20 protein-coding genes are annotated in these 26,431 nt (G+C 64.7%); 11 read left to right on the top strand and 9 right to left on the bottom strand.

From position 1 onward, the window contains the following. Both J5M71_RS15175 and J5M71_RS15170 read right to left on the bottom strand, forming a co-directional pair. Positions 1-747, bottom strand: a complete 747-nt coding sequence (locus J5M71_RS15175; RefSeq protein WP_207833216.1) for an SDR family oxidoreductase — start codon at positions 745-747, stop codon at positions 1-3. 123 nt (positions 748-870) lie between these two features. After that, positions 871-1,887, bottom strand: coding sequence for an FAD:protein FMN transferase (locus J5M71_RS15170; protein WP_207833214.1), 1,017 nt, complete (start codon positions 1,885-1,887; stop codon positions 871-873). A gap of 252 nt (positions 1,888-2,139) precedes the next feature. On the opposite strand from J5M71_RS15170, the gene rsxC reads away from it, so the two are divergent. Continuing rightward, complete coding sequence (gene rsxC, locus J5M71_RS15165) at positions 2,140-3,540, top strand: electron transport complex subunit RsxC (protein ID WP_207833212.1); 1,401 nt, start codon at positions 2,140-2,142, stop codon at positions 3,538-3,540. Then, positions 3,537-4,484, top strand: coding sequence for an RnfABCDGE type electron transport complex subunit D (locus J5M71_RS15160; RefSeq protein ID WP_207833210.1), 948 nt, complete (start codon positions 3,537-3,539; stop codon positions 4,482-4,484). Before rsxC ends, J5M71_RS15160 begins: the two co-directional genes overlap by 4 nt. A gap of 33 nt (positions 4,485-4,517) precedes the next feature. On the opposite strand, the gene J5M71_RS15155 is transcribed toward J5M71_RS15160, so the two are convergent. From J5M71_RS15155 to J5M71_RS15135, 5 genes are all read right to left on the bottom strand, one after another. Then, positions 4,518-6,053, bottom strand: a complete 1,536-nt coding sequence (locus J5M71_RS15155; RefSeq protein WP_207833208.1) for a DHA2 family efflux MFS transporter permease subunit — start codon at positions 6,051-6,053, stop codon at positions 4,518-4,520. Beyond that, on the bottom strand, positions 6,050-7,243 hold the full coding sequence (locus J5M71_RS15150; RefSeq protein ID WP_207833206.1) for an HlyD family efflux transporter periplasmic adaptor subunit: 1,194 nt from the start codon (positions 7,241-7,243) through the stop codon (positions 6,050-6,052). The genes J5M71_RS15155 and J5M71_RS15150 overlap by 4 nt, the downstream gene beginning before the upstream one ends. A gap of 30 nt (positions 7,244-7,273) precedes the next feature. Next, positions 7,274-7,747, bottom strand: a complete 474-nt coding sequence (locus tag J5M71_RS15145; protein WP_207833204.1) for a MarR family transcriptional regulator — start codon at positions 7,745-7,747, stop codon at positions 7,274-7,276. Positions 7,748-8,096: 349 nt separating this feature from the next. Further along, positions 8,097-8,735: a response regulator gene (locus tag J5M71_RS15140; RefSeq protein ID WP_207833202.1), complete on the bottom strand. Its 639-nt coding sequence runs from the start codon at positions 8,733-8,735 to the stop codon at positions 8,097-8,099. Positions 8,736-8,741: 6 nt separating this feature from the next. After that, positions 8,742-10,148 carry a PAS domain S-box protein gene (locus tag J5M71_RS15135; protein ID WP_207833201.1) on the bottom strand — a complete coding sequence of 469 codons (1,407 nt, stop codon included), beginning with the start codon at positions 10,146-10,148 and terminating at the stop codon, positions 8,742-8,744. Positions 10,149-10,342: 194 nt separating this feature from the next. Between J5M71_RS15135 and J5M71_RS15130 the strand changes: the two genes are divergently transcribed. From J5M71_RS15130 to J5M71_RS15120, 3 genes are all read left to right on the top strand, one after another. After that, positions 10,343-11,965 carry an acyl-CoA synthetase gene (locus tag J5M71_RS15130; RefSeq protein ID WP_207833199.1) on the top strand — a complete coding sequence of 541 codons (1,623 nt, stop codon included), beginning with the start codon at positions 10,343-10,345 and terminating at the stop codon, positions 11,963-11,965. A 135-nt stretch (positions 11,966-12,100) separates the two neighbouring features. Continuing rightward, positions 12,101-13,870: an acyl-CoA dehydrogenase C-terminal domain-containing protein gene (locus J5M71_RS15125; RefSeq protein ID WP_207833196.1), complete on the top strand. Its 1,770-nt coding sequence runs from the start codon at positions 12,101-12,103 to the stop codon at positions 13,868-13,870. 289 nt (positions 13,871-14,159) lie between these two features. Next, a complete protein-coding gene (locus J5M71_RS15120; protein WP_207833194.1) occupies positions 14,160-15,167 on the top strand; it encodes a FecR family protein in 1,008 nt (335 codons plus the stop codon). A 14-nt stretch (positions 15,168-15,181) separates the two neighbouring features. On the opposite strand, the gene J5M71_RS15115 is transcribed toward J5M71_RS15120, so the two are convergent. Further along, positions 15,182-16,501 carry a Na+/H+ antiporter family protein gene (locus tag J5M71_RS15115; protein WP_063914345.1) on the bottom strand — a complete coding sequence of 440 codons (1,320 nt, stop codon included), beginning with the start codon at positions 16,499-16,501 and terminating at the stop codon, positions 15,182-15,184. Between the two features lie 508 nt (positions 16,502-17,009). On the opposite strand from J5M71_RS15115, the gene J5M71_RS15110 reads away from it, so the two are divergent. After that, complete coding sequence (locus J5M71_RS15110) at positions 17,010-19,154, top strand: methyl-accepting chemotaxis protein (RefSeq protein WP_207833192.1); 2,145 nt, start codon at positions 17,010-17,012, stop codon at positions 19,152-19,154. 32 nt (positions 19,155-19,186) lie between these two features. On the opposite strand, the gene J5M71_RS15105 is transcribed toward J5M71_RS15110, so the two are convergent. Next, the gene (locus J5M71_RS15105; RefSeq protein ID WP_207833190.1) at positions 19,187-21,082 is read right to left on the bottom strand and encodes a S8 family peptidase; all 1,896 of its coding nucleotides are present in this window, start codon (positions 21,080-21,082) and stop codon (positions 19,187-19,189) included. A 164-nt stretch (positions 21,083-21,246) separates the two neighbouring features. On the opposite strand from J5M71_RS15105, the gene J5M71_RS15100 reads away from it, so the two are divergent. The 5 genes from J5M71_RS15100 (at position 21,247) to J5M71_RS15080 (ending at position 26,209) form a co-directional block, all read left to right on the top strand. Further along, positions 21,247-22,263 (top strand): ABC transporter substrate-binding protein, encoded by a 1,017-nt coding sequence (locus J5M71_RS15100; RefSeq protein WP_207833188.1) that lies wholly within the window; start codon positions 21,247-21,249, stop codon positions 22,261-22,263. Continuing rightward, positions 22,260-23,108 (top strand): ABC transporter permease subunit, encoded by an 849-nt coding sequence (locus J5M71_RS15095; protein WP_207833186.1) that lies wholly within the window; start codon positions 22,260-22,262, stop codon positions 23,106-23,108. Before J5M71_RS15100 ends, J5M71_RS15095 begins: the two co-directional genes overlap by 4 nt. Before the next feature lie 129 nt (positions 23,109-23,237). After that, positions 23,238-24,101: a LysR family transcriptional regulator gene (locus J5M71_RS15090; RefSeq protein ID WP_207833183.1), complete on the top strand. Its 864-nt coding sequence runs from the start codon at positions 23,238-23,240 to the stop codon at positions 24,099-24,101. Between the two features lie 133 nt (positions 24,102-24,234). Continuing rightward, the gene (locus J5M71_RS15085; protein WP_207833181.1) at positions 24,235-25,152 is read left to right on the top strand and encodes an AEC family transporter; all 918 of its coding nucleotides are present in this window, start codon (positions 24,235-24,237) and stop codon (positions 25,150-25,152) included. Positions 25,153-25,357: 205 nt separating this feature from the next. After that, positions 25,358-26,209 (top strand): CAP domain-containing protein, encoded by an 852-nt coding sequence (locus J5M71_RS15080; protein WP_085623371.1) that lies wholly within the window; start codon positions 25,358-25,360, stop codon positions 26,207-26,209. Positions 26,210-26,431: the final 222 nt, after the last annotated feature.

The raw sequence follows: 26,431 nt of genomic DNA, 5'->3' as shown, positions 1-26,431 counted from the left end.
TCAGCGCCCGCCGCCCAGGTCGATGAAGCTGCCGGTGGAGTACGAGGCTTTGTCCGAGAGCAGCCAGAGGATCGCCTCGGCCACTTCCTCGGGGCGCCCACCACGGCCCATGGGCAAGCCGGGCTCAAGCTTGCTGACCCGGTCGGGGTCGCCGGACAGCGCATGGAACCCGGTATGAATGTAGCCTGGCCGTACGCCATTGACCCGCACGCCCTCGCCTGCCACTTCCTTTGCCAGGCCAACGGTGAAGGTGTCGAGGGCGCCCTTGGAAGCGGCATAGTCCACGTATTCGTTGGGCGAGCCCAGGCGTGCGGCTACCGACGACACGTTGACGATGGCCCCGCCCTGCCCGCCGTGCCGGCGCGCCATGCGCAGCAGCGCGTGCTTGGCACAGAGCATGGGGCCGACGATGTTGGTCTTCATGACCTTGAGCAGGCGAAATTCGGACATGTCCTCGACCCGGCTTTGCTGGCCAATGGTGCCGGCGTTGTTGACCAGCGCGGTGACCGGGCCGAGCTCTTCGTCCACGCGCTGGAACAGCTGGATGATCTCATCTTCGACGCTGGTGTCGGCGCGTACGGTGATGGCCTCGGCACCCAGGGCACGAACCTGGTCGAGGATGTTCTCGGCGGCCTGGTCGTTGGTGTGGTAGTTGATGCAGATGCGGTAGCCCTGGCGGGCGGCCAGCAGTGCCGTGGCGGCGCCGATGCCACGGCTGGCACCGGTGATCACGATGACTTTCTCCATGGATATGCCAATCGTTTGGGAAGGGAGCATCGACAATAGGGGAAAAGGCTGCGCATGGGAATGACCAAGGTCAGCTCAGCCGCCCCATCGGCTCTTGCCCCTGGGCGATGTGTATTCCTTCAATTACTGCCTGGTCTGGCTCTGCCTCGGAAACAACGACTCGAATCGCGGCGTCGCCCGCGCAACGAAACCCAGGCCCTGGTGCATGATGAAATAGGCGGCGACGTCATGCCGCTCGGCGAAGGCATAGCCTTCCTCCGGGCCGAGCACCATCAACAATGTATCCAGGGCATCGGCACGCAGCACCGAAGGGTCGACCACCGACACTGCCGCCAGTGCGTGCCTGACCGGCCTGCCGACACGTGGATCGAAGGTGTGCGAATAGCGCTGGCCACCTTCCTCGAAGTAGTTGCGGTAGTCGCCGGCGGTGGCAACGCCGTAGCCATCCAGGGCAATGGCGCGCTCCACTTGCTGCTCGCCCTCGCCACTCGGTACCTCTAGGGCGATGCGCCAGAGCGAGCCATCCGGCTTGCGGCCGACCCCCTTGAGTTCGCCGGTGATCTCGACCAGATAGGCCTGGATACCCAGGGCCGAAAGCCTCTCGCCGACCCGATCCACGGCATAGCCGGCGAGCATGCTGTCGAAATCCAGCTGCGCCGCGACATCCTTGCACAGCTTTTCTCCCTCCAGGTGCAAGTGCTGGAGCCCTACCCGGGCCTGCTCCCGTGCCAGCGCCTCGGCGTCCGGCACCTGCCGCCCTCGTGACTGCGGGCCGAAGCCCCAGAGGTTCAGCAATGGCAAAACCGTCAGGTCGAAAGCCCCGCCACTCTCGCGGAACAGCGACTCACCGTACACCAGCAAGTGCCGCATCTCTTCCGGCACCGCCTGACAGGCGCCGGCCGGCAGAGCGTTGAAGCGGGAAACCACAGAATCGCCGCGCCAGTTGGAAAACTGCCTGTCGAGCGCCTCGAGCATCATCTCGACTTCGGCCTTTACCTGCTGCGCACCGGGCGTCTGCGCGGTGGGTACGTACTGGATCGAGTACGTGCTCCCCATGGTCGGCCCGGAAAAGCGCTCGATCCTTTCGCCGCAGCCATACAACAACATCAACAGCATCACCAGCAGGCTTGCGCGCATCATTCGACACCTCGCAGAGTCTGGCCGCCCCTTCGCGGCGCAGGCTATTTCACCAGAAATTGCAAGATGGCAATTGGCCTACCGTTCATCAGCAAGTCTGGTTAAAAACCGAACAAATTCCTCGTTTTACACTCAGAAGTGCGCGGGTGATCAACCATCCCCCTCCCTTTCCGCTAAACGTCCCGGAAGCAATAAAAACCATTGTGCGCATAAGCGCACACGGGCGTTCTTTGCCCCAAAATTGGAGGACAGAATATGTCTAGCCATTCGTTGCAGAGCGTCGAACGCCTGCAGAGCCGCATCCGCGCCCAGCGTCAGCCACAACAGAAACCTCTCTGGCGGCGCCTGCTGGCCATCGCCTCATCGTCTCAGCGTAGTTGGCACGGAGGCATTGAGCTCAAGGGATACAAGGAACTGTCCAACGCCACGCCGGTTGCCCCGGTCGCGGTCGGAAAAATCCAGCTGGCGATTCCGCTCGGGCGGGGTCGCCGGTTTGTCCAGCCTTGCGTGCAGCCGGGACAGCATGTGCGCAAGGGCGAAGTGATCGGTATTGGTGACGACACCACCGCTTGGGTGCATGCCAGCACTTCCGGCATCGTGGAACGGATCGATCTCGCCTTCGCGGCCGACTCGGCCGAGCCAGTCATGGCTGTCATTCTGAACGCAGATGGCCTGGATGAGTGGATCGAACGCCCGGTGCAGGGGCTGCCGCAAACGCCAGCGGCACTGGTCGAACGCGCATTGCAGATGGGCATCGTCGGCCTTGGTGGGGCGGGTTTCCCGACGGCCCTCAAGCTGGCCGACGCCCGGCAGCCCGACCTGCTGCTGATCAACGGTGCCGAATGCGAGCCCTTCCTTACCTGCGATGATCGTCTCATGCGCGAAAATGCCGAAGCGTTGATCGAGGCCGCCGACTATGTCGCCACGCTGCTGGGAATAACCACGACCCGCTTCGGTATCGAAACCAACAAACCGGAGGCGATGGCCACGTTACGTGCCGCCGCTCGCCAGGCGCACACCCAGGTCGAGATATGTCCGCTTCCGGAGCGTTACCCGGCAGGTGGGCAGCCGTTGATGATCAAGAGCCTGAGTGGCCGCAACCTGGCGCCAGGGAGCCGACCTGCCGATATCGGCGTCCTCGCACTCAATGTCGCAACGCTCTATGCACTGGGCCAGGCCGTCTTCCAGGGTGAACCACTGATAAGCCGCGTGCTCACGCTGACCGGGGATTGCAAGCACCCCGGCAATGTCCGGGTGCCGGTGGGTTACCCGGTCAGCGAACTGCGCGCGATTGCTGGCGCGGCCCCCACAGGACAGTTGACCCAGGTCGGCGGCCCGATGATGGGGCAGCCGCTACCGGACGCCACCGCCGCCGTCAGCAAGACCAGCAGTTGCCTGATATTCGGCGCTGAACGCTACCTGCCGGCAACCCGCCCCGCAGGCAGTTGCATTCGCTGTACGCGCTGCGTGGATGTCTGCCCGATGTCGCTCAGGCCGCTGGATCTCTATGCTGCTGCCGAACGCCTGGACAAGGCCAGCCTGCAGGAACTGCGCCTGGATGCCTGTATCGAATGCGGCAGCTGCAGCAGCATCTGCCCGAGCAATATCCCGCTGCGCGAACGCTTCCGCCAGAGCAAGACGGAGATGCGCGCATGAGCCTGATACGCCATCCCATTCCGCAGCGGCTGCGCACGGTGATGCTGCTGGTCATTTTGTGCCTCCTGCCGGGCACCGTCCTGTATGCCTGGCAATTTGGCGTTGTGGTCTGGCTGCAGACCTTCTGGTGCGTGCTGTTCGCCCTGGGCTTCGAAGCTGCCCTGCTGCGCCTGCGCGGGCGTAATGTCCGCGAGGGTTTGAGCGACCTCAGCTGGCTGGTGCTAGGCCTGATCCTGGCTCGGGCATTACCGCTGCTGGTGCCACTGTGGATGATCGCCCTGGCCAGCTTTGCCGCTCTTGCGCTATGCAAGCATGCCAGTGGAGGCCTTGGCCGCAACCGCCTCAACCCTGCCATGGTTGGTCTGGGGATCGTTGCCATCTGCTTCTACCAGCAGTTGTACCCTGCACCCTCGAACCATACCCCCTGGACCGCAACCCTGGGCGCCAAGACGGTTCTTCTACAACAGCTACAGTTGGTGCCACGCCTTGATCTCGATGCGTTCGCCGGCGCCACCCAGTTGGCGCAGAACGAATTCACCCATATCACCCACAACCTGTCGGGGTACGGCTACATCGCCGGCGGCCTGATACTGGCTTCGCTACGGGTGATCCGAATCGAGATTCCGCTGGCGATGCTCGCGAGCACCGTATTGCTGTGTATGGCCGCCGGCCATAGCCTGCAGGAAGCCGTGTACAACCTCAGTCTCGGTGGCTACCTCTTCACCGCCTTTTTCATCGCCACCGATCCGGTCACCAGCCCCAATACGCGTGCCGGTCGCATGCTCTTCGGCGTGACCGTTGGCACGCTCACCGAACTGATTCGCGAATTCGGGCTTTATGCCGACGGCCTCTGCTTCGCCGTGCTGGCCGCCAACCTGCTGGTGCCGCAAATCGACCGGTTGGTGCTGCGCATACAGCGTCCCTGGTACGCAGCGAGTACCTGACGCGGGATTTGCCGGGCCTGCTTCTGGCCCGGCTCAGTGCCCTGCCGACGCGGGCCCCGCCTTGGCGGTAAAGGGCGGTTTGGCGAACCACACCAGCAGGATCAACCCGGCAAACACCCAGGTCATCAGGGTGAAGTAATCCACCGTCGACATCATGTACGCCTGCCCGTTGAGTATCTGCTCCAGCTGCGCATAGCCCTGCGGGTTGGCCCCGCCCAGTTGCTCCAGGGCATGCCGCGTGGCCGGGTCGAACTGGCTGATGTGCTCGCTCAGGTAGGCATGGTGCTGGTCCGCCCGGCGAATCCAGATCCAGGTCGTCAGCGACGCCGCAAAACTGCCGCCCAAGGTACGCAGGAAGGTCGCCAGCCCGGAGCCATCGGCAATCTGGTGTGGAGGCAGGTCGGACAGCAGGATGCTCAGGGTCGGCATGAAGAACAGCGCCACACCAATACCCATGAACAGCTGCACCAACGCCACATGCTGGAAGTCCACCTCGCTGGTGAACCCGGCACGCATGTAGCAACTGCTGCCGATCGCCAGGAACGCCAGCCCGGCCAGCACACGCAAGTCAAAGCGGTGCGCGTACCTGCCCACGAACGGCGACATGAGCACCGGCAACAGGCCGATTGGTGCCACCGCCAGGCCTGCCCACGTCGCGGTATAGCCCATCTGTGTCTGCAACCACTGCGGCAGGATCAGGTTGATGCCGAAAAACCCCGCATAGCCCCCGACCAGCACAATGGTGCCGACGCGGAAGTTGCGGTGCGCGAACAGGCGCAGGTTGACTACCGGGTGACGGTCAGTCAGTTCCCAGATCACGAACACCGCCAGGAACACCACCGAGATCAGGCTACCGACGATGATGAACGACGACTCGAACCAGTCCAGATCATTGCCCTTGTCCAGCACCACCTGCAAGGCGCCGACACCGATGACCAGCGTCAGCAGGCCGATGTAGTCCATCGGCTGGCGGCTGGTGACCACCGGCCGGGTGCGCATCTGCTGGCGCACCACGGCAGCGGCGAACAGACCGATGGGCACGTTGATGAAGAAAATCCACGGCCAGCTGTAGCTGTCGGTGATCCAGCCCCCGAGGATCGGCCCGGCAATCGGCGCCACCACCGTGACCATTGCCAGCAACGCCAGGGCCATGCCGCGCTTGGCCGGCGGGTAGACAGCGATCAGCAAAGTCTGGGTCATCGGGTACAACGGCCCGGCTACCACGCCCTGCAACACGCGAAAACCGACCAGCTCCGGCATTGACTGGGCAATACCGCACAGGAACGAGGCCAGTACGAACAGCAGCGTGGCCCAGATGAACAGTTTCACCTCGCCAAACCGCCGGCTGAGCCAGCCGGTCAGCGGCAAGGCGATGGCGTTGCTCACCGCGAACGAGGTGATGACCCAGGTGCCCTGCTCGTAGCTCACCCCCAGGTTGCCGGAAATAGTCGGCAAGGCCACGTTGGCGATGGTGGTGTCGAGCACCTGCATGAACGTCGCCAGCGACAGGCCGATGGTGGTCAGCAGCAGGCTCGGCGGCGTGAACTGGGCAGCAGCATTGTTGCTCATCGCTGGACCGTCTTGCCGGGTGCGCTGTTTTCGTGGATCAGCCGGGCGATCAGGTTGTCGGCTTCGACCAGCTGGCGGTCATACACCTGGGTGGTGTAGCTGGCCTGCTGCGGTGGTTGCTGGGCCAAGGCCGGCCCGCTCTGGTCGTGCAGGTCGACCTCGACCACGGTGGACAGGCCGATACGCAGCGGGTGGTCCTTGAGCTGTTCGGGGCTGAGGTGGATGCGCACCGGCACACGCTGGACGATCTTGATCCAGTTACCGGTGGCATTCTGCGCCGGCAACAGGGCGAAAGCGCTGCCGGTGCCAGCGCCGAGGCTGTCGACCGTACCGCTGTACCTGACCTCGCTGCCGTACAGGTCGGCGCTGATTTGCACCGGCTGGCCGATACGCATGTCGCGCAGCTGGGTTTCCTTGAAGTTGGCGTCGATCCACACCTGGTCCAGCGGGATCACTGCCATGGTCGCGGTGCCCGGCTGCAGGCGTTGGCCCAGTTGCACGGTACGCTTGGCGACGTAGCCGGTGACCGGCGCCACCAGGGTGGTGCGAGCGTGGTCGAGGTAGGCCTGGCGCAGGTCGGCGGCGGCAGCCATCACCTCAGGGTGCGAGGACACCACGGTGTCGTCGACCAGCGCGCTGCTGGTGCTGAGTTGCTGGCGAGCACTGTTGACGGCAGCCTCGGCCACGCTCAGGTCATCGCGGGCATGGGACAATTCTTCCGCAGCAATCGCACCGCTGTCGGCCAGCACCTTGCGTCGGTTGAAGTCTTGCCGGGCCTTGCGCAGTTCGGCCTGGCGGGTTTCCAGCTGGGCCTTGAGCGAGTCGACGTTGCTGTACAACCCGCGCACCTGACGCACGCTACGCGCCAGCCTGGCTTCGGCGGACTGCAAGGCCACCTCGCTGTCGGCCGGGTCGAATTGCAGCAATACCTGGCCGGCATGGACCAGGTCGCCGTCATCGGCGCCGATGCTGGTGACGGTGCCGGTAACCAGCGGGGTGATCTCGACCACGTTGCCGTTGACGTAGGCATCGTCGGTGCTTTCGTGCCAGCGCCCGACCAGGCTGTACCAGGCCCAGGCGCCGACACCGGCAAGAATCAGCAGCAACAGCAGGCCAAGCAGCCAGGCCTTGCGCTTGCGCGACGGCTCGGGCGCGGCGGAGGAAGTCGGGGTGTCTGCGGGAGTGGCCATGACAATACCTTGGATAATTCGTGACAGGGATCAACGATCGCCGAAGCGGCGGATCGTCAACGGGTCGCCGGCAGCAAGCAGGACCTTGGCCAGCAGGCCTTCCAGGGTCTTGAGCTCTTCGGGTGCCAGCGCACCGCACAACTCGTTCATGGCCGCCGCGCCGATTTCCGGCAGGCGGTCAGCCAGGCGCTGGCCATCGGCGGTAAGGGCCAGGCGCACCAGGCGGCGGTCGTCCGCGCAGCGGTTGCGCACGATCAGCTCCTTCTGCTCGAGGCGGTCGAGCATGCGGGTCATCGACCCACTGTCCAGGCCCAGGTAGCGACACAGCTCGGCCGGGGTATCCACCTGGTACTGGGTGACGATGATCAGCACCTTGAACTGCGCGGCGGTGACACCTTCGGATTCGAGGTGCCAGTCGAGAATGCGGTCCTTGAGGATCGCCGCGCGGCCAAGCAGCATGCCGATGGCACAGGTCTGGAAGTTTTCGGGGGAGAAATGGGCCATGGGAGACTGCTCGAGTATTTGTGTAAAAATATTACTGCTTAGGCAGTGAATGTCAAAGCCTTGATTAGGCTGCTATGTAAAATTTCATGATTCTCTCCTTTTCTCGCTTGCCGAGGGAGGCTTTTGTGGGAGCAACTGTCTTGCTCAATTTCTAAAAGCTGGCGCGCCTCACCCTGTGGGAGCGGGCTTGCCCGCGAACACCGACGCAGCCGGTGCCATGCACCGCGTTGGATTCTTCGCGGCTAAAGCCGCTCCCACAGGGAACGCAGACTGCTTGCGATTTCAGTCATCTACGCGCCAGCGCAGACCAGAGGGCTGGGTCATCTCCCACAGGGAACTGCGACTGCTGTCACTGCCGCGCTTGCAGGCCCAATGCTTCCACCGCCCCGCAGGCAATGGCCATGCCTACCAGCTCGGCCAGGCTATCCGCCTGCAGCCGCTTCATCACCCGCCCCCGGTACAGGTCCACCGTCTTCACGCTGACGCCCAGCCGTTCGGCAATCTCGCGGTTGCTCAAGCCCTGGACCAAAGGCACGAACACGTCACGCTCGCGCGGTGTCAGGCCATCGATGCGCAACTGCACCTCGGCCAGTGCCTGGTCGCCCTGGCGTGCCCGCCCGGCACGCTCCAGCGCGGCCTGTACGCTGTCGAGCAGCAACTGGTCGTTGTAGGGTTTTTCAATGAAGTCGCAGGCGCCAGCCTTGAACGCCCGCACCACGATCGGTACATCGGCATGGCCGCTGACGAAGATCACCGGCAACCCCAGGCCACGCTCGCGCATCGCCTGCTGCACCGCCAGCCCGCCCAGCCCCGGCATGCGCACATCCAGCAGCACACAGGCCGGCCCATCGTCGACGCAGGCGTCGAGAAACGCCTGCCCGCTGGCGAACGGCAGTGCCTGCAAGCCGACCGACTGCAGCAGCCACACCGTCGAATCCCGCATACCCTGGTCGTCATCGACCACATACACTTTCGCTTGCACCGCCATCTCCCCTTATCCCCTGCTGACCGCCAGGCGGCAACACAGTACCAGACCGCCGTTGTCACCGGCTCGCGCCCACAGGCTGCCGCCAAAGCCTTCAATCAGGCTGCGGCTCATGCTCAGGCCCAGGCCCAGGCCGTCGGCCTTGCTGGTGGTGAACGGCGTGAAGATTTCATCCAGGCACTCGGGCGCCACGCCCGGGCCCTGGTCGGCCACCTCGACCAGCACGCCGTCGCCATCGCGTGCGGCGCCGAGCAGGATACGTGACGGCCGCTCGCCATGCTGCTCACGGTTGGCATCGATGGCGTTGCGCAGCAGGTTCAACAGCACCTGCTCCAGCAGTACCCGGTCGGCATACACCGAGGGCAGTTGCGCGCTCATGCGCAGCTCGACCACCACCTGGTCACGCGCGGCCTCCCAGGCGCACAAGCGCATGGCTTCGCCCGCCACTTCGGCCACGTCCAGCGCCTGCAGGCGGCGCGGCCCTTTGCGCAGAAAGGCGCGCAGGCGGCGGATCACTTCGGCGGCATGGGTGGCCTGTTCGCTGATGCGCTGCAGGCCCTGCCCTACCCGCTCTCGGGCCTGCGGGTCGCGCTCCAGGCCCTGCAGGTAGCGCTGGCTGGCGTTGGCGTAGTTGACCACTGCGGCCAACGGCTGGTTGATCTCGTGGGCGATGCCCGAAGCCAGCTCGCCCAGGGTGGCCAACCGGGCACTGTGTGCCAGGCTTTCCTGGGCTTCGATGCGCAAGGTGATGTCGCGGGACACGCTGACCACCTCCACCACTGCGCCGGTGTAGGTTTCGCGGATGGCCCGGCTGGCGATTTCGAACCAACGGTAACCGCCTGTGGCCTGGCGCACCCGACAGGTCATGGTGTGGTAGCCGTCCTGATCCAGGGCGGCGGCGGCCTGGCGCAATACCTGGCGGCGTTCGCGCGGATGCAGCAGGGTATGCACGGCCATGCCACGCAACTGCTCGGGCCACAGGCCAAGCAGGCGAAATGCCGCCGGCGAGGCATCGAGGAAACGGCCATCGGGGCTGTGTCGGGAGATCAGGTCCGTGGTGTTCTCGATGATCAGCCGGTACAGGCGCCGGGCGCGGCTGGCCTCACGTGCGTCGCGGCGCTCGTCACTGGCTTCGCGGCAACGCGCCAGTACCTGCTGGCGCTGGTCGTCAGGGATGAAGCTCCACAGCACGATGCGTTCGCCGACCTGCACTTCGACATCGGCAATCGCCCGGTGCTGGCGCAGGCAGGCGCGCACCAGGGCGGCACAGTTGCCCGGCAGCCAACTGGCCAGTGCCGGGCCTTCATCGACCCAGGCCTGCAACGCCGGGTTGAGTGCCAGCGGCCTGGCATCGCCGGCCAGCATCAGGCTGGGTTGTGGGTCCTTGGCGAGCAAGGGATAGGCAGTGTTGTCCACAATAGGCGGCTCGTTGTTATAGTAGTTTTACTATATTGCTATAGTCGATATTCCTAATACCATAGCGACTCGCGTAAAACTGCGACAAGGGGAGCGGCCCACCGTCCGCCTCCCTGCACCCTGAACAGAGCTAACAATCAGCCACCGGGGGCCAAGCGCACAGGTCGTGCCTGCCTCCCTTACAGGATTACCGCATGTCGATCTATGCCCAGGGCCTGATGCCCGCTGCCGTCAACCATGTCGCCCTCACCCCGCTGAGTTTCATCGAACGCACCGCTGCCGTGTATGGTAACTATCCGGCGGTGATCCACGGTGCCATCCGCCGCAACTGGCAGCAAACCTACCAACGCTGCCGGCGCCTGGCCAGCGCCCTGGTGGGCCGGGGAATCGGCCGTGGCGACACCGTGGCGGTGATGTTGCCCAACATTCCGGCCATGCTCGAAGCCCACTTTGGCGTGCCCATGACCGGCGCCGTGCTCAATACCCTGAACGTACGCCTGGATGCCGAGGCCATCGCCTTCATGCTGCAGCATGGCGAAGCCAAGGTGCTGATAACCGACCGCGAGTTCCACACTGTCATCGAGGCGGCCCTGGCCTTGCTCGAACACCCGCCGCTGGTGGTGGATGTGGATGACCCGGAGTACGGCGAAGGCCGTGCGGTCAGCGAACTGGACTATGAAGCGTTCCTCGCCGAGGGTGACCCGGACTTTGCCTGGGAATGGCCCGATGACGAGTGGCAGGCGATCTCGCTCAACTACACCTCTGGCACCACCGGCAACCCCAAGGGCGTGGTCTACCACCACCGTGGTGCTTACCTGAATGCCCTGGGCAACCAGATGGTCTGGGCCGTGGGCCATCGCCCGGTGTACCTGTGGACCCTGCCGATGTTCCACTGCAACGGCTGGTGCTACCCGTGGACCATCACCGCGTTGGCGGGCACCCATGTGTTCCTGCGCCGGGTCGACCCGCAGAAGATTCTGAACCTGATCCGCGAACACCGGGTCAGCCACCTGTGCGGGGCGCCGATCGTGCTCAACGCCCTGGTCAACATGCCCGAGGCGGCCAAGGCGGCCATCGAGCACCCGGTGCAGGCCATGGTCGCCGGTGCCGCGCCACCTGCCAAGGTCATCGGCGCCGTGGAAGAAATGGGTATCCAGGTCACCCACACCTACGGCCTGACCGAAGTCTACGGCCCGGTGACCGTGTGTGCCTGGCATGACGAATGGGATGAACTGTCGCTGGAGGATCGCGCACGGATCAAGTCCCGCCAGGGCGTGCGCTACCCGACTCTCGACGGCCTGATGGTCGCCGACCCGCAAACCCTCGAGCCGGTGCCGCGTGACGGCAATACCCTGGGCGAGATCTTCATGCGCGGCAACACGGTGATGAAGGGCTACCTGAAGAACCCCGAGGCCACTGCCGAAGCCTTCCGTGGCGGCTGGTTCCACACCGGCGACCTGGCCGTGTGGCACGCCGACGGCTATGTCGAGATCAAGGACCGGCTCAAGGACATCATCATTTCCGGTGGCGAGAACATCTCCACCATCGAGGTCGAGGACGCCCTCTACAAGCACCCGGCGGTGCTGGAAGCCGCAGTGGTAGCACGCCCGGATGAAAAATGGGGAGAAACCCCGTGCGCCTTCGTTGCCCTCAAGCCGGGCCGCGAAGACACCCGCGAAGCCGACATCACCAGTTGGTGCCGCGAGCACCTGGCCGGGTTCAAGGTGCCGAAGACCGTGGTCTTCGGCGAACTACCCAAGACCTCCACCGGCAAGATCCAGAAGTACGTGCTGCGCGACCGGGCCAAAGCCCTTTGATTCCGTAGTGGCCTCTTCGCGGGCACGCCCGCTCCCACAGTTACAGCAACAGGCTCAGGTTTGGTGCGATCCCTGTGGGAGCGGGTTCACCCGCGAAGAGGCCAGCCCGGATTTCCCACTTTTCAAGAGCTACCGATGACCACCTACTCCGCCCCCCTGCGCGACATGCGCTTCGTCCTGCATGACCTGTTCAACGCCCCGGCCCTGTGGGCCCGCCTGCCGGCCCTGGCCGAGCGCATCGACGCCGAAACCGCCGACGCCATCCTTGAGGAGGCAGCCAAAGTCACCGGCCAGCTGATTGCCCCGCTCAGCCGCAACGGTGACGAGCAAGGCGTGCGCTTCGACGCAGGCGAAGTCACCACCCCTGACGGTTTCCGCGAGGCCTGGCACACCTACCGCGAAGGCGGTTGGGTCGGCCTGGGCGGCAACCCCGAACATGGCGGCATGGGCATGCCGAAAATGCTCGGTGTGCTGTTCGAAGAAATGCTTTACGCCGCCGATTGCAGCTTCAGCCTGTATTCGGCGTTGAGCGCTGGCAGCTGCCTGGCGATCGATGCCCACGCCAGCGAAACGCTCAAGGCCACCTACCTGCCGCCCCTGTACGAAGGCCGCTGGGCCGGCACCATGTGCCTCACCGAGCCCCATGCCGGCACCGACCTGGGGCTGATCCGCAGCCGCGCCGAACCCCAGGCCGACGGCAGCTATCGCATCAGCGGCAGCAAGATCTTCATCACCGGTGGCGAACAGGACCTGACCGAGAACATCATCCACCTGGTGCTGGCCAAGCTGCCGGATGCGCCCACCGGCGCCAAGGGCATCTCGCTGTTCCTGGTGCCCAAGTACCTGGTCGAGGCCGATGGCCGCCTGGGTGCGCGCAACGCCGCCCATTGCGGCTCGATCGAACACAAGATGGGCATCAAGGCCTCGGCGACCTGCGTGATGAACTTCGACAGCGCCGTCGGCTTCCTGGTGGGTGAGCCGAACAAGGGCCTGGCGGCGATGTTCACCATGATGAACTACGAACGCCTGTCCATCGGCATCCAGGGAATCGGCTGTGCCGAGGCGTCCTACCAGAGCGCCGCCCGCTACGCCAACGAGCGCCTGCAAAGCCGCGCCGCCAGCGGCCCGCAGGCACAGGACAAGGCTGCCGACTCGATCATCCACCACGGCGATGTGCGGCGCATGCTGCTGACCATGCGCACCCTCACCGAAGGCGGCCGGGCGTTTGCCGCCTACGTTGGCCAGCAGCTGGACCTGGCGCGCTACGCCGAAGACGCCGGCGAACGTGAGCATGCGCAGCGCCTGGTGGCACTGCTGACGCCGGTGGCCAAGGCGTTCTTCACCGACAACGGCCTGGAAAGCTGCGTGCTCGGCCAGCAGGTGTATGGCGGCCATGGCTACATCCGCGAATGGGGCCAGGAGCAGCGGGTGCGCGACGTGCGCATCGCGCAGATCTACGAAGGCACCAACGGCATCCAGGCCCTCGACCTGCTCGGGCGCAAGGTGCTGGCCGACGGTGGCCAGGCGCTGGCCAGCTTTGCCGCCGAGGTACGGGCCTTCAGCGTGGATGCACCGTTGCACCGCGAGGCCCTGCAAGCGAGCCTGGCGCGGCTGGAGGCGACCAGCGCCTGGCTGCGGGCGCGTGCCGGCGAGGATGCCAACCTGGTCAGCGCGGTGGCGGTGGAATACCTGCAGCTGTTCGGGCTGACTGCGTATGCCTATATGTGGGCGCGGATGGCGGCGGTGGCATTGGCCAAGCGCGACGAGGATGCCGCGTTTCATGGGGCCAAGCTTGCGTGTGCCGAGTTCTTCTTCCAGCGGGTCTTGCCGCGGGAGTTGGGGCTGGAAGCGAGTATTCGGGCAGGAAGTGGCAGCCTTTATGGTTTGGAGGCGGCGCAGTTCTGATGAGCCGCTGGGGGTGCTGTGCGCCCCTTTCGCGACACAAGGCCGCTCCCACAGGTACAGCGCTGCCCGTTGGGTTGATGCGATACCTGTGGGAGCGGCCTTTTGTCGCGCTGGGCTGCGCAGCAGCCCCAACGATTTCAGCCTGAATTTGCGTGCGCGAAGGGTTCTCAAACGCTGGAAAACCATTGCCAATCCGACGAAAAACCGGCACAACTGATAGTCATTCGCCATTACCTCGGTTCTCGGCAGCCCTCCTGCAAGGGTAGAATGCGCAAAACCCGGAGCCGCAATGAACCACGACCGCCTCAATCCCAGCCCAGACGATGCCATCACCGACGCCGCCGCGCACTGGTGCATGCGCCTGCACGCCGAAGATTGCACGGCGGCCGAGCGCGAGGCGTTCGCCCGCTGGCTGGCGGCCGACCCGCGGCATATCGAGGAATACCAGGCGATGCTGGAAATCTGGCAAACCGCCGACCTGCTGCCGCGCAACGCCACCGTCATCGACTTCAACCCGCCCGTGCACCCGGCTGCGCGCCCGCGCAACTGGCGGCCGCTGGCGTCTGCTGCCGCCATCGCCCTGGCGGTGTTGCCGCTGGCCGGCTGGGTGGGCTGGGAACAAGGCTGGCTGCCCAATCACTACCAGCACTTCGAAGCCGGCGCGCGCATGCAGACCGTGCAACTGAGCGACGGCAGCACGGTACAGCTCAACCTGAACTCCGAGCTCACCTACCTCAACTACAAGGACCAACGCCAGGTCACGCTCAAGCGTGGCGAGGCATTCTTCAAGGTAAAGCACGACAGCAGCCACCCGTTCATCGTGCATGCCGGTCGTGGCCAGACCCGCGTCACTGGCACCCAGTTCAACGTGTGGAAATACCAGGACCAGGTCAAGGTCACCCTGGTAGAAGGTTCGGTACTGGTGTCCAGCGCCGGCAGCGCCGGTGGCTACCGTCTGGGCCCAGGGATGCAGGCCAGCTATCACAAGGGCGACTTCGAGCCGCAACTGGAGCAGAGCGACGACTACAGCAACAGCCTGGCCTGGCGCGACGGCAAGCTGGTCCTCGACAACCTGAGCCTGGAACAGGCGCTGCCAATGATCAACCGCTACCTCGATGCGCCATTGCTGCTGGCCGATGCCAGCACCGGCCGCATCCGCATCAGCGGCATCTACAACACCCGAGAGGTGGGGCGACTGGTCAACAACCTGCCCAAGGTGCTGCCGGTCTACCTGACCCGCAGCAAAGACGGCAGCACCGTACTCAACCGCATCTCGCCGCCGCCCGACAAGGGCTGACGCCCCTCCCCGCCTTACAGCGTCATCGCCGCCAACCAGCCGAACGCCAGCAGTGGCAGGTTGTAGTGGATGAAGGTGGGCACCACGGTGTCCCAGATATGGTGGTGCTGGCCATCCACATTCAGCCCCGAGGTCGGGCCCAGGGTCGAGTCCGAGGCTGGCGAACCCGCGTCGCCCAGGGCACCGGCGGTACCCACGATGCACACGGTGGCCAGCGGGTCGAAGCCCAGCTGCACGCACAGCGGCACGAAAATCGCGGCCAGGATCGGCACGGTGGAGAACGACGAGCCGATGCCCATGGTCACCAGCAGGCCCACCAGCAGCATCAGCAAGGCACCGATGCCCTTGCTGTGATCGATCCACTGCGCCGAGGCTTCCACCAGGCTCTTCACCTCACCGGTGGCCTTCATCACGTCGGCAAAGCCAGAGGCGGCAATCATGATGAAGCCGATCATGGCCATCATCTTCATGCCTTCGGTGAACAGGTCGTCAGTGTCTTTCCAGCGCACGATGCCCGATAGCGAGAAGATCAGGAAACCGACCATGGCGCCGATGATCATCGAGTCCAGCCACAACTGGACGATGAACGCCGAGGCAATCGCCAGCCCGGCCACCAGCAGGGTCAGCGGGTTGTACTGCACGCTCACCTGCTCCACCTGTTCGATGCGCGCCAGGTCGTAGTCACGCTTCTTGCGGTAGCTGATGAATACCGCCAGCAACAGGCCGGCCAACATACCAGCGGCCGGGATGGCCATGGCGTGGGTGACATTCACACCACTCACGTCGACACCCGCGCGGGCAACGTTGGCCAGCAGGATTTCGTTGAGGAAGATGTTGCCAAAGCCCACCGGCAAGAACATGTAAGGGGTGATCAGGCCGAAGGTGATCACGCAGGCGATCAGCCGGCGGTCGATGCGCAGGCGGGTCAGCACGTACAGCAATGGCGGCACCAGCAACGGGATGAAAGCGATGTGGATAGGCAGGATGTTCTGCGACGATACCGCCACCACCAGCATCAGGCCGACCAGCAACCATTTGACCTTGCCGCCATTGGCATGGCCCTGGCGGTCGATCATGGCCAGGGCGCGGTCGGCCAGGGCATGGGCCAGACCGGACTTGGCGATGGCCACGGCAAAGGCGCCCAGCAGTGCATAGGACAGGGCCACCGTGGCCCCGCCGCCGAGGCCGCCATTGAAGGCCTTGAGCGTACCCTCGATGCCCAGGCCGCCCACCAGCCCCCCGGCCAGGGCCCCGATGATCAGGGCGATGACCACGTGCACGCGGGACAGGCTGAGTATCAGCATGATGCCGACCGCGGCGATCACTGCATTCATGGTTGGCTTACCTCATTGCGACAGAAAAAAAGCGCGCACTCTGAAGCAGTGGGCGGCAGATGTCAAAAGCGCCATGTTGCGGCGCATTACACAGAGGGCAGAAATTTAAATTGAATGTTTGAATAAAGAAAAAATTGTGCGGGCCGATATAGCAAGGAGGCTGGGAGGTGCTTGGCTGGGGATGTGTGTCGCCTGGGAGATCGAGCGCCGCCCGCGCGGCGCATCGCGAGCGAAGCTCGCTCCTACATTTGTTTCGGGCCAGTATCGCCTGTGCCAACGCGCGCGACCGCTTGTTCGTTCGACGCGATATCGAGCCATACGCCAAGGCGTTCGCGCACAATTCCCACAGGAATAATTGGCCCGAAACAAACGTAGGAGCGAGCTTCGCTCGCGATGCGCCGCGCGGGCGGCGCTCGATCTTCCAGGCGACACACATCCCCAGCCAAGCCCCAGCCCAACCCAGATCCAAAGCCATAACCCTTACTGTCCAAAAAAGGGATACGCCCCCATGCCTTTGCGACAATTCTCCATCCAGTGGAAGATCACCCTGCTCGCCGGCCTCTGCCTAGCCGGCATCGTCACCCTGCTCGTCGGCCTGTCGCTGTACCGCATGGACCACAGCTCGGACCTGGTCAAGGCCAGCAGCATGCAGATGCTGACCGAGTCGGCGCAGTCGCGCATCGAGTCGCAGGGCGAGGTGCAGGCGCTGAACATCCGCCGCCAGTTCATGGACGCCTACCAGTACGGCGCCGGTTTCGCCCGTCAGGTGCTGTTCCTGCGCGAGCAGGCGGAAAAGCGTTTTCTCGATGCCTTCGACCTGCGCGAGGACATGACCCGCCAGGTGCGCGCAGCCTTGCAGGCCAACCCCGACCTGCTCGGCCTGTCGCTGGTGTTCGAGCCCAACGCCCTGGACAACAAGGACAGCCTGTTCGCCGGCAAGGCGGAGCTGGGCAGCAATGAAACCGGGCGCTTCGCCCTGTACTGGTCGCAACCGCGTGTCGGCCAGCTGACGGCCATGGCCTTGCCCGAGCATGACATGGCCAACACCGAGATCGGCCCCAGCGGCCAGCCGGCCAACACCTGGTGGGTGTGCCCGCGCACGTCCGGCAAGGTGTGCGTGGTGGAGCCGTATTTCTATGAAATCGATGGCCAGCAGGTGCTGATGACCAGCATCGTCTTCCCGCTGACGGTCGACGGCAAAGTGATCGCCACCCTGTCCATCGACATCAACCTCAACAGCCTGCAGGCCCTGAGCCAAGAGGCCAGCCGCAGCCTGTACGAAGGCCGCACCACGGTCGGCATCCTCAGCCCGGTCGGCCTGCTGGCCGGCTACAGCGCCGATGCCAGCAAGCTGGCCCAGCGCTTCGACCAGGTCGACACAGCCAAAGGTGCCGAGCTGGTGCGCAAGCTGGCCGATGGCAAGCTGACCATCGTGCACGACCAGCAGCGCCTGAAGGTGCTGGCGGCGTTCCGGCCGATCCCGGACGCCCAGCCCTGGGGCGTGCTGCTGGACGTGCCGGAAAACGCCTTGACCGGGCCGGCCGATGCGCTGAAACAGGAACTGGACGCGCTGAACACCAGCGGTACCCTGCTGGAACTTGGCCTGGGCCTGGCGGCGGCGATTGCCGGCCTGCTGATGGTGTGGCTGATGGCCCGTGGCGTTACCCGGCCGATCCTCGGCGTGGCAAGCATGCTCAAGGACATCGCCAGCGGCGAAGGTGACCTGACCCGCCGCCTGACCTACCAGAAGCAGGATGAACTGGGCGAACTGGCCGGCTGGTTCAACCGTTTCCTCGACAAGCTGCAGCCGACCATCGCCGAGGTCAAACGCTCGGTGCAGGCCGCGCGAGGCACCGCCGACCAGTCTTCGGCAATTGCCACGCAGACCAGCGCCGGCATGGAGCAGCAGTACCGTCAGGTCGACCAGGTGGCCACCGCCTCGCACGAGATGAGCGCCACCGCCCAGGATGTCGCCCGCAGCGCAGCGCAGGCAGCGCAGGCCGCCCGCGACGCCGACCAGGCCACCCGCGAAGGCCTGGCGGTGATCGACCGCACGACCCACAGCATCGATGCCCTGGCCGCCGACATGAGTAATGCCATGGCCGAAGTCCAGGGCCTGGCGCAGAACAGCGAGAAGATCGGTTCGGTGCTGGAGGTGATCCGCTCGATTGCGGAACAGACCAACCTGCTGGCACTCAACGCTGCCATCGAGGCGGCCCGCGCCGGTGAAGCCGGCCGTGGTTTTGCCGTGGTGGCAGATGAGGTACGCAACCTGGCCCAGCGTACCCAGGAGTCGGTGGAAGAAACCCGCCAGGTGATCGAGGCATTGCAGAACGGTACCCGCGAGGTGGTCGGTGCCATGGACAACAGCCACCGCCAGGCCCAGGGCGGCGTGCAGCAGGTTGGCCAGGCCGTCACCGCGCTGCAGCGCATCGGCCAGGCAGTGACGGTAATCACCGACATGAACCTGCAAATCGCTTCGGCCGCCGAGGAGCAAAGCGCGGTGGCCGAGGAAATCAACAGCAACGTGGCGACCATCCGTGATGTCACCGAGTCGCTGTCGGGGCAGGCCAACGAGTCGGCGCGGGTCAGCCAGTCGCTGAACAGTCTGGCCAACCAGCAGCAGGCGCTGATGGACCAGTTCCGCGTGTGAATGGCTCAGGGCCGGCACCTGCCGGCCCTGGCTCAGGCCGCGAACCGGCCGCCGCCGAGGATGCGGTCCAGCAGTACCAACGCACCATGCACATTGGGTCGGGCGCCCATCGGCATCACATCGGTATCCGGTAAGGTGGCATCGTCGTAACCAGACTCCATGACCAACTGGTGCATCTGGTTGCCATTGAGATAGACGTGATGCTGCTCCAGGGCGTAGGACTGAATCAGGCTCAGCGCGCCGCACACCATCGGCGTAGCACTGGAAGTGCCAGCATAGCTGTCTGTGTAGTCCCTGCCCTCACCAGACAAGTCCTGCAAGTCCCCATAGGAAAGCGTGACTACGCTATCGCCCCAGGCATTGAGCATGCGGTAAGGGTAATGGTGGTTGGAGTAGGTATGGGGCTTGCCGTCATACGAGCGGCTGGCGCCCACCAGAATGGTGCCCGAATCGCCGTGGTCATTGAAGTAGCGCCAATTGGCCAGATCCACGCCGTGCCCTTCAAAGGTATTTCGTTCTGCAAGGGTCTTGCTGCTGCCATTGGCCGCGGCATTGACCACCACCGCACCGCGCTGGCTCAACTGCTGCATGACGGTCCACCAGGCCTTGTCGTGCAAGGACGGCAGCCGCGTGCTCAGCACGTCGACATTTGCAGCTTGGCGATTGATGCCGACGATGTCCCCGGGTTCTACATTGCGCAGCAGATCCTTGAGCGCCTGGAAATTGCCCTGGGCATCTCTCGCGCGGTTGTTGTACAGGTACAGCTCGCTGTCATGGCTGATCCCCGTGGCGCCGAACCCGTTACGCTTCGCCAGAATGATACCCACTGAAGCAGTGCCATGGCGCGGATCATGGTTTGGCTCAAGCGACACGACGCTCAAGGCCGGGTTGCCACGCAGGTCTTCATGCCCAACATGCAAACCACCGTCGCTGAAGTGAATCCGCGCGCCCTTGCCCGTCACCTTGCCGGCCCAGGCCTTGCGTGCATTAAGGCCCTTCCAGCGGGGGCCGGGCTCGTCGAGGTAGTTCTGGCGTGGTTCGAAGTCGGGCGTGGGTTGGGCATTTTCATCAGCCCTGCTGCCTGCCACCACTGCAGTACCTGTCAGCAAGGTTGCCAACAGCCCCGCCAGCACGAATGCGACAAGGTTTGGTTCCGACGTTACCGGCAACACCTGCATGGATACTACGTAATCCAGCGCGGCCAACGACTTGAGCAATGCCAGATAGGTGTCATTGAGCATGCTGTCAGGCTGGTCCAGGTAATAGTACTGACGGAGTACCTGAAGCCTGTCATCGTCCAGTTCATGTTTGTCCAGGACAGGCCTGGGCGCGATCACCGACTTCAGGTTCGGCCAGTAACGCGACAGGGCAGAGCCCGAAGCGGGCTCCAGGTCTCGAAGGAAGTGCTCATACCCCCCGACACTGAACTCGATGACCAGGGTCGGGTACGAGGTGCCTGGTGCCAATAGGGGCAGCGCAGGGTCGGCCACGTCCGCGGACGCCAACGCCCGCTTGCGACGCCCACTATCAGAGGGCAACGGAACCTTGTCCAGCACACTGCGGTTGAGTTCCTCAGCCTTGATGTCGAGTACCAGCGGCGGCATGTCGATGACACCGGCCCCTCCGACAGGCCGGTTCATCGCCCGCGCATGTTCATCCCGCAACACCACCCTTGGCCGAATGGTGTAGACCCCCGCCTCCTCCTCGGCGAGTAATGTGGCTGGGCAGCCGTGGTCACTGAGTTTTCCGGTGTGGGCCTGGGAATAGGCCGAAACCCCTCTGAAGGACACCGGGCCATCAGGGCCGGCCCGTTCCAGTTCGTAGCGAATGCGACCGACCTTGTGCAGGTCTGCGCCACTGCAACGAACGTGTAGCTTTCCATCAAATCGGAAGTTGCGGTAATAGACGAAATTCAAGTCCAGCGTCATCAGGAATGCCTCGCAAAATGGGCTTGCCAAACGGCACTACGCACCTTTGCAAACCGCGGCCCCCGCTGGCAGCAGGAGCCCGTTCCCTACCGCCGTCGGCAAGGCGCGGGAGGGGTCGTCTACACTTGCCCGCACCTACCCCACGGCAACCGACGAGGGCCCTGATGAAGAAAATTCCAACGCTGCTGGCCGGCCTGCTGCTCGCCGTAGGCCTGGCCAGCACCGACAGCGCCGCGTCGGCAGAGCGCAGCGAGCCCATCCACTTTGGCGCCATCGGCTGGGAAAGCGGCGCACTCACCACCGAAATCCTGCGCCTGATCGTCGAGCGTGGGTATGGCTACCCCACCGACACCCTGCCCGGCAGCACGGTCAGCATGGAAGTGGCGCTGGCACGCAACGACCTGCAAGTGATCGCCGAGGAATGGGCCGGGCGCAGCCCTGCCTGGGTCAAGGCAGAAGCGGCCGGACAGGTGTTCGCGCTGGGCGACACGGTCAAGCATGCCGAAGAAGGCTGGTGGGTACCGGCCTATGTGGTCGAAGGCGATGCCACGCGCAAGCTCAAGCCCATGGCACCCGACCTGCGTAGCGTCGATGACCTCAAGCGTTACCCGCAGGTGTTCCGTGACCCCGAGTCGCCCGACAAAGGGCGTTTTCTCAATAGCCCCAGCGGCTGGACATCCGAGACCGTCAACAGCCAGAAACTCAAGGCCTACGGGCTGAGCGACCTGTATACCAACTTCCGCAGCGGTTCCGGGGCCGCCATGGATGCCGAAATCGGCTCGGCCATCCGCCGTGGCCAACCGGTGCTGTTCTACTACTGGAACCCGACCCCGTTGATGGGCCGCTACAAACTCATACGCCTGGAAGAGCCGCCGTTCGATGCCCAGGCCTGGGCGACCCTCACCGATGCCGGAAACCCCAAGCCCAAGGGCAGCCGCTCGCTGCCGGCCAAATTGTCGATTGGCGTGTCCAAGGCCTTTCGTGACGGCTACCCGGAGCTGGTGAGCGTGTTCGAGCGGGTCGACCTGCCCATCGACCGCCTCAACAAGGCACTGGCCGACATGAGCGAAAAACGCACGCCGCCCCGCGATGCTGCCCTCACCTTCCTGCGCGATAACCGCGAGGTGTGGAAAGCCTGGTTGCCTGCGGACATTGCCACCAAGGTCGAGGGCAGCCTGTGAGCGGCGGCTTCCCCCAAAGCCTGCAGTTCTCCTTTGCCGACAGCGTCAACCGGCTGGTCGACTGGCTGGTGCTGAACTACGGCGATCACCTGCGCAGCCTCTCTGACCAGTTGCTGCAACTGCTGGTCGGCCTGGAAACCCTGCTGCGCCTGCTGCCGTGGTGGCTGCTGCTATTGCTGACAGGCCTGCTCGCCTGGCATGCCAGCCGCAGCTTGCTGCGCAGCGCGGTACTGGTGGCGCTGCTGGCCCTGATCGGCATGCTCGGGTTGTGGGACAAACTGCTGCAGACCATGGCTTTGGTGCTGGTCAGTACCGGCCTCTGCGTGCTGGTGGGCGTGCCGCTGGGCATCCTGCTGGCTGCTCGGCCGCTGGCGAAAAAGCTGCTGTTGCCAGTGCTGGATGTGATGCAGACCCTGCCCGCCTTCGTTTACTTGATCCCGGTGCTGATGCTGTTCGGCCTGGGCAAGGTGCCCGCCGTGTTCGCCACGCTGATCTATGCCCTGCCACCGCTGGTGCGGCTGACCGAACTGGGCCTGAGCCAGATCGACCCTTCGCTGCTGCAAGCCGCCCATGGCCTGGGGGCCAGCCGTTGGCAGCGGCTGCGGCGCATCGCCCTGCCGCTGGCGCTGCCGAGCATCATGGCCGGGCTCAACCAGTCGGTGATGATGGCCCTGTCGATGGTGGTGGTGGCTTCGATGATCGGCGCCCGCGGGCTGGGCGAGGACGTGCTGGCGGGGATCCAGACCCTGAATGTCGGTCAAGGCGTCGAGGCCGGGCTGGCGATTGTCGCCCTGGCCATGGTGATCGACAGGATCAGCCAGGCCTATGGGCGTAATGCACGTTGAACAGCGTTGCCTGCCCGGCCCTGTCGCCGGCCAGACACCACCGGTGAAGTACCTGTGGGAGCTGGCTTGCCGGCGATAGGGCCGGGCCTGACAATGCAGCCCTGTCAGCTTGAAACCGGACCCATCCGCATGTCCCTCAAAGCCCTGCGCACCCTGGTGACCATCGCCCGCCACGGCACCTTCGCCCGTGCCGCCGACCTGCTCAGCCTCACTCCTTCGGCGGTGAGCCTGCACATCAAGACCCTCGAAGACGAGCTACAGGTGACCTTGTTCGACCGCAGCCGCAGGCAGGTGGCGCTGACCGAAGCCGGCCAGTTGGCGGTGGCCCGCGCCGAGACCATCCTGGGGGCCTACGACGAGCTGGCCGACGCCCTGGCCAGCGGGCCGAGCCTGCGCGGCCGCCTGCGCCTGGGGGCGATCCACACGGTGCTGGCCCGGCGCCTGCCCAAGGCGCTGGTGTGGATAAAGGCGCACCACCCACAGCTGCATGTCAGCGTGGCCTCAGGCATGTCGGCAGAGCTGGCACGGCGGGTGGAAGACGGCGAACTCGATGCAGCGATCACCACCGAACCGGTCAGCCCCTACCCGCAAAGCCTGGACTTCACGCCGTTGTTCGAAGACCGCTTCTGGGCCATCGCCAGCCCCGAGCTGGCCGGGCAAAGCGTGCCGCAGCTGCTGGCCAGCCAGCCGTTCCTGCGTTTCGACAAGCGTGCCTGGGCCGGGCGACAGATCGAGCAGGAACTGCGCCGGCAGCATTTGCAGGTAAGCGAGCAGATGGAGCTGGACAGCCAGGAAGCGCTGGCGCGCATGGCGGTGATGGGCCTGGGCGTGGCGATCATCCCCATGGCCGATGACGACCTGCAACGTTTGCCACCGGCCACCTGCCTGCCGTTTGGCGAACCGCAACTGACTCGGCGGGTGGTGTTGCTGGAGCATGAGAAGAGCCAGCGGCGGCATTTGAGTGCGGTATTGAAGACTGCGCTGGAGGCGTGAGACTACCGGGGGCACAAAGCGCCCCCAGAGCAAACATGCATTTTTCCTCAACAGTCAGTAAAGAAAACAACGTTTTTACAGATCGATCCGCACCAGTAGTCTGTGCCCCGTACCCGACCACGGAACGTCGATCATGCTCCACTTGCTGCTGACCACCCTGCTGCCGATCATCCTGCTGATTGCCCTGGGCACTTTCCTGCGCCTGCGCGGCTTCCTCGCCGATAACTTCTGGCCCGGCGCCGAGCGCCTGAGCTATTACGTATTGCTGCCGTCGCTGTTCCTCCACGGTCTGGCCACCGCCAACCTCGATGGCGTGCCGGTGCTGGGCATGGTCGCCGTGCTGATGCTCTCGACCCTGGCCGGGGCCGTGCTGCTGGTGCTCTACCAGGGTGCAATGAACCACGATGGCGCCGACTTCACCTCGGTGTTCCAGGGCGGCATCCGCTTCAACAACTACATCGGCGCCACCCTTGCAGCCGGTATCTACGGCAGCGCCGGCATCGCCCTGGCGGCGGTGGCCAACGCTGCCATCGTGCCCTTGGTCAACCTGCTTTGCGTACTCGTGTTCGCCCGTTTCAGCGCCCGCCATAGCTCACCAGGCAAAGTGCTGCGGGCGATCTTCGCCAACCCCTTGATCGTTGGTTGCGCCGGTGGGTTGCTGCTGCGCGCCAGCGGGCTAGGCTTGCCAGCAGGTATCGAACCTACGGTGAAGGCCTTGGGCCAGGCCGCCCTGCCGCTGGGCCTGCTGTGCGTCGGCGCCGCCCTGGGTGGCGCCCGCCTGGGCCAACAGGTGCACCCGCTGATGGCGGCGTCGGCATTCAAGTTCCTGATCATGCCGCTGACCACCTGGGCCCTGTGCCGCATGCTTGGCCTGGGTGGCCAGGCAGCGGTGGTGGCGGTGCTGTTCCAGGCACTGCCGACCGCGTCATCTTCCTATGTGATGGCCCGGCAAATGGGCGGTAACGCACCGCTGATGGCCACCATCATCGCCCTGCAGACCGTGGTGGCTGCCGCCACCCTGCCTTTGGTACTCATGCTTGCGCTTGGCTAGACTGTGACGGCTGCAAGGTACGGTGTGATACGAACGATTACCAAGTCATCGCACTTTTCCGCCGACCAGTGGTCTACTCCCTCTTTTGCCGCCAGCAACGAATGCCGGCGATTTCATTGCTTTGCACGATCCCGGGCCAAAAGCCCTGGGCTTGTGTAGGATGAGCAGCGCAAACCACGACGCTGCCAGTCATAGGGAGATCCACATGCGCGTCCTGTCATCCGTTGCCGCCTTGTCGCTGGGCCTGGTCGTCTCGACCGGGGCACTGGCTGCCACCGGCGAAGAGGCGCAACTGATCGATTCGATCAATGTCTACCGCAGCAAGGCCCAGCCCTGCGGTGGCGAAGCGTCGTTGGAGCTGCCGCCGCTCAACAGCGATACCCGTCTGGCGCTGTCGCCAGAGGGTACCCGCGACCTGCAGCAGGCCATGACCCGCGCCGCCTACCCAATGGTCAACGTGCAGGCCATCAGCCTGTCGGGGCCGCGTGATGCGCGCGCTGCCATGCATGCCATCGAAGAGAGCTTCTGCCAGGTGGTGCTCGACCCACAGTTCGTCGATATCGGCGTCAGCCAGGAAGGCCGCGACTGGCGCATCGTGCTGGCGCGGCCGCTGCTCAGCGGCCGCCTGGGCGACTGGCAGGCCGAGGGGCAGAAGGTGCTGCAGGAAATCAATGCCGCGCGCAAGGTGCCGCGCCAATGCGGTGGCCAGCCCTTCGCCGCCGCCCCCGCGCTGAGCTGGAGCACGGTGCTGGCCGGGGTCGCCGCCAACCACACCCGGGCCATGGCCAACCAGAACTTCTTCGACCACATCGACAAGGATGGCCGCACCCCCGGTGACCGGGCAGAACTGGCCGGCTACCTGTACCAGCAGATCGGCGAAAACATCGCCGCCGGGCGTGACACTGCGCGCAAGGTGGTCGATGGCTGGCTGGATAGCCCGGGGCATTGCGCGACGCTGATGAACCCGGACTTCCGTGAACTGGGCGCTGCGTATGCGGTGGACCCGAAGAGTGATGCGGGGATTTACTGGACCGGGTTGTTCGGGACGCCGCAGTAAACCCGCTTTCATAGGACTCATTGAATTAGCAGGGTCCCTGTGGGAGCGGCTTCAGCCGCGAACACCGGCGCAGCCGGTGCCATGCAGCGCGGTGGCTTCTTCGCGGGTAAACCCGCTCCCACAGGGTACGTGGACCGCTGGTGAATTCAGCTTTCTACGTGACAGCGCAGTTCACGGGCCGTGCAACCAAACCGTCGCCGCACGCACTTGCCCAGGTAACTG

It is taken from the genome of Pseudomonas sp. 43(2021), assembly GCF_017490805.1.
GTDB lineage: Bacteria > Pseudomonadota > Gammaproteobacteria > Pseudomonadales > Pseudomonadaceae > Aquipseudomonas.
This window is presented reverse-complemented; position numbering and strand designations above follow the sequence as displayed.

What these genes read in the sequence shown, in the direction of transcription:
- J5M71_RS15175 (WP_207833216.1), bottom strand. Translation starts at nt 747, where the DNA reads ATGGAGAAAGTCATCGTGATCACCGGTGCCAGCCGTGGCATCGGCGCC.
- J5M71_RS15170 (WP_207833214.1), bottom strand. Translation starts at nt 1,887, where the DNA reads ATGATGCGCGCAAGCCTGCTGGTGATGCTGTTGATGTTGTTGTATGGC.
- rsxC (WP_207833212.1), top strand. Translation starts at nt 2,140, where the DNA reads ATGTCTAGCCATTCGTTGCAGAGCGTCGAACGCCTGCAGAGCCGCATC.
- J5M71_RS15160 (WP_207833210.1), top strand. Translation starts at nt 3,537, where the DNA reads ATGAGCCTGATACGCCATCCCATTCCGCAGCGGCTGCGCACGGTGATG.
- J5M71_RS15155 (WP_207833208.1), bottom strand. Translation starts at nt 6,053, where the DNA reads ATGAGCAACAATGCTGCTGCCCAGTTCACGCCGCCGAGCCTGCTGCTG.
- J5M71_RS15150 (WP_207833206.1), bottom strand. Translation starts at nt 7,243, where the DNA reads ATGGCCACTCCCGCAGACACCCCGACTTCCTCCGCCGCGCCCGAGCCG.
- J5M71_RS15145 (WP_207833204.1), bottom strand. Translation starts at nt 7,747, where the DNA reads ATGGCCCATTTCTCCCCCGAAAACTTCCAGACCTGTGCCATCGGCATG.
- J5M71_RS15140 (WP_207833202.1), bottom strand. Translation starts at nt 8,735, where the DNA reads ATGGCGGTGCAAGCGAAAGTGTATGTGGTCGATGACGACCAGGGTATG.
- J5M71_RS15130 (WP_207833199.1), top strand. Translation starts at nt 10,343, where the DNA reads ATGTCGATCTATGCCCAGGGCCTGATGCCCGCTGCCGTCAACCATGTC.
- J5M71_RS15125 (WP_207833196.1), top strand. Translation starts at nt 12,101, where the DNA reads ATGACCACCTACTCCGCCCCCCTGCGCGACATGCGCTTCGTCCTGCAT.
- J5M71_RS15120 (WP_207833194.1), top strand. Translation starts at nt 14,160, where the DNA reads ATGAACCACGACCGCCTCAATCCCAGCCCAGACGATGCCATCACCGAC.
- J5M71_RS15115 (WP_063914345.1), bottom strand. Translation starts at nt 16,501, where the DNA reads ATGAATGCAGTGATCGCCGCGGTCGGCATCATGCTGATACTCAGCCTG.
- J5M71_RS15110 (WP_207833192.1), top strand. Translation starts at nt 17,010, where the DNA reads ATGCCTTTGCGACAATTCTCCATCCAGTGGAAGATCACCCTGCTCGCC.
- J5M71_RS15105 (WP_207833190.1), bottom strand. Translation starts at nt 21,082, where the DNA reads ATGACGCTGGACTTGAATTTCGTCTATTACCGCAACTTCCGATTTGAT.
- J5M71_RS15100 (WP_207833188.1), top strand. Translation starts at nt 21,247, where the DNA reads ATGAAGAAAATTCCAACGCTGCTGGCCGGCCTGCTGCTCGCCGTAGGC.
- J5M71_RS15090 (WP_207833183.1), top strand. Translation starts at nt 23,238, where the DNA reads ATGTCCCTCAAAGCCCTGCGCACCCTGGTGACCATCGCCCGCCACGGC.
- J5M71_RS15085 (WP_207833181.1), top strand. Translation starts at nt 24,235, where the DNA reads ATGCTCCACTTGCTGCTGACCACCCTGCTGCCGATCATCCTGCTGATT.
- J5M71_RS15080 (WP_085623371.1), top strand. Translation starts at nt 25,358, where the DNA reads ATGCGCGTCCTGTCATCCGTTGCCGCCTTGTCGCTGGGCCTGGTCGTC.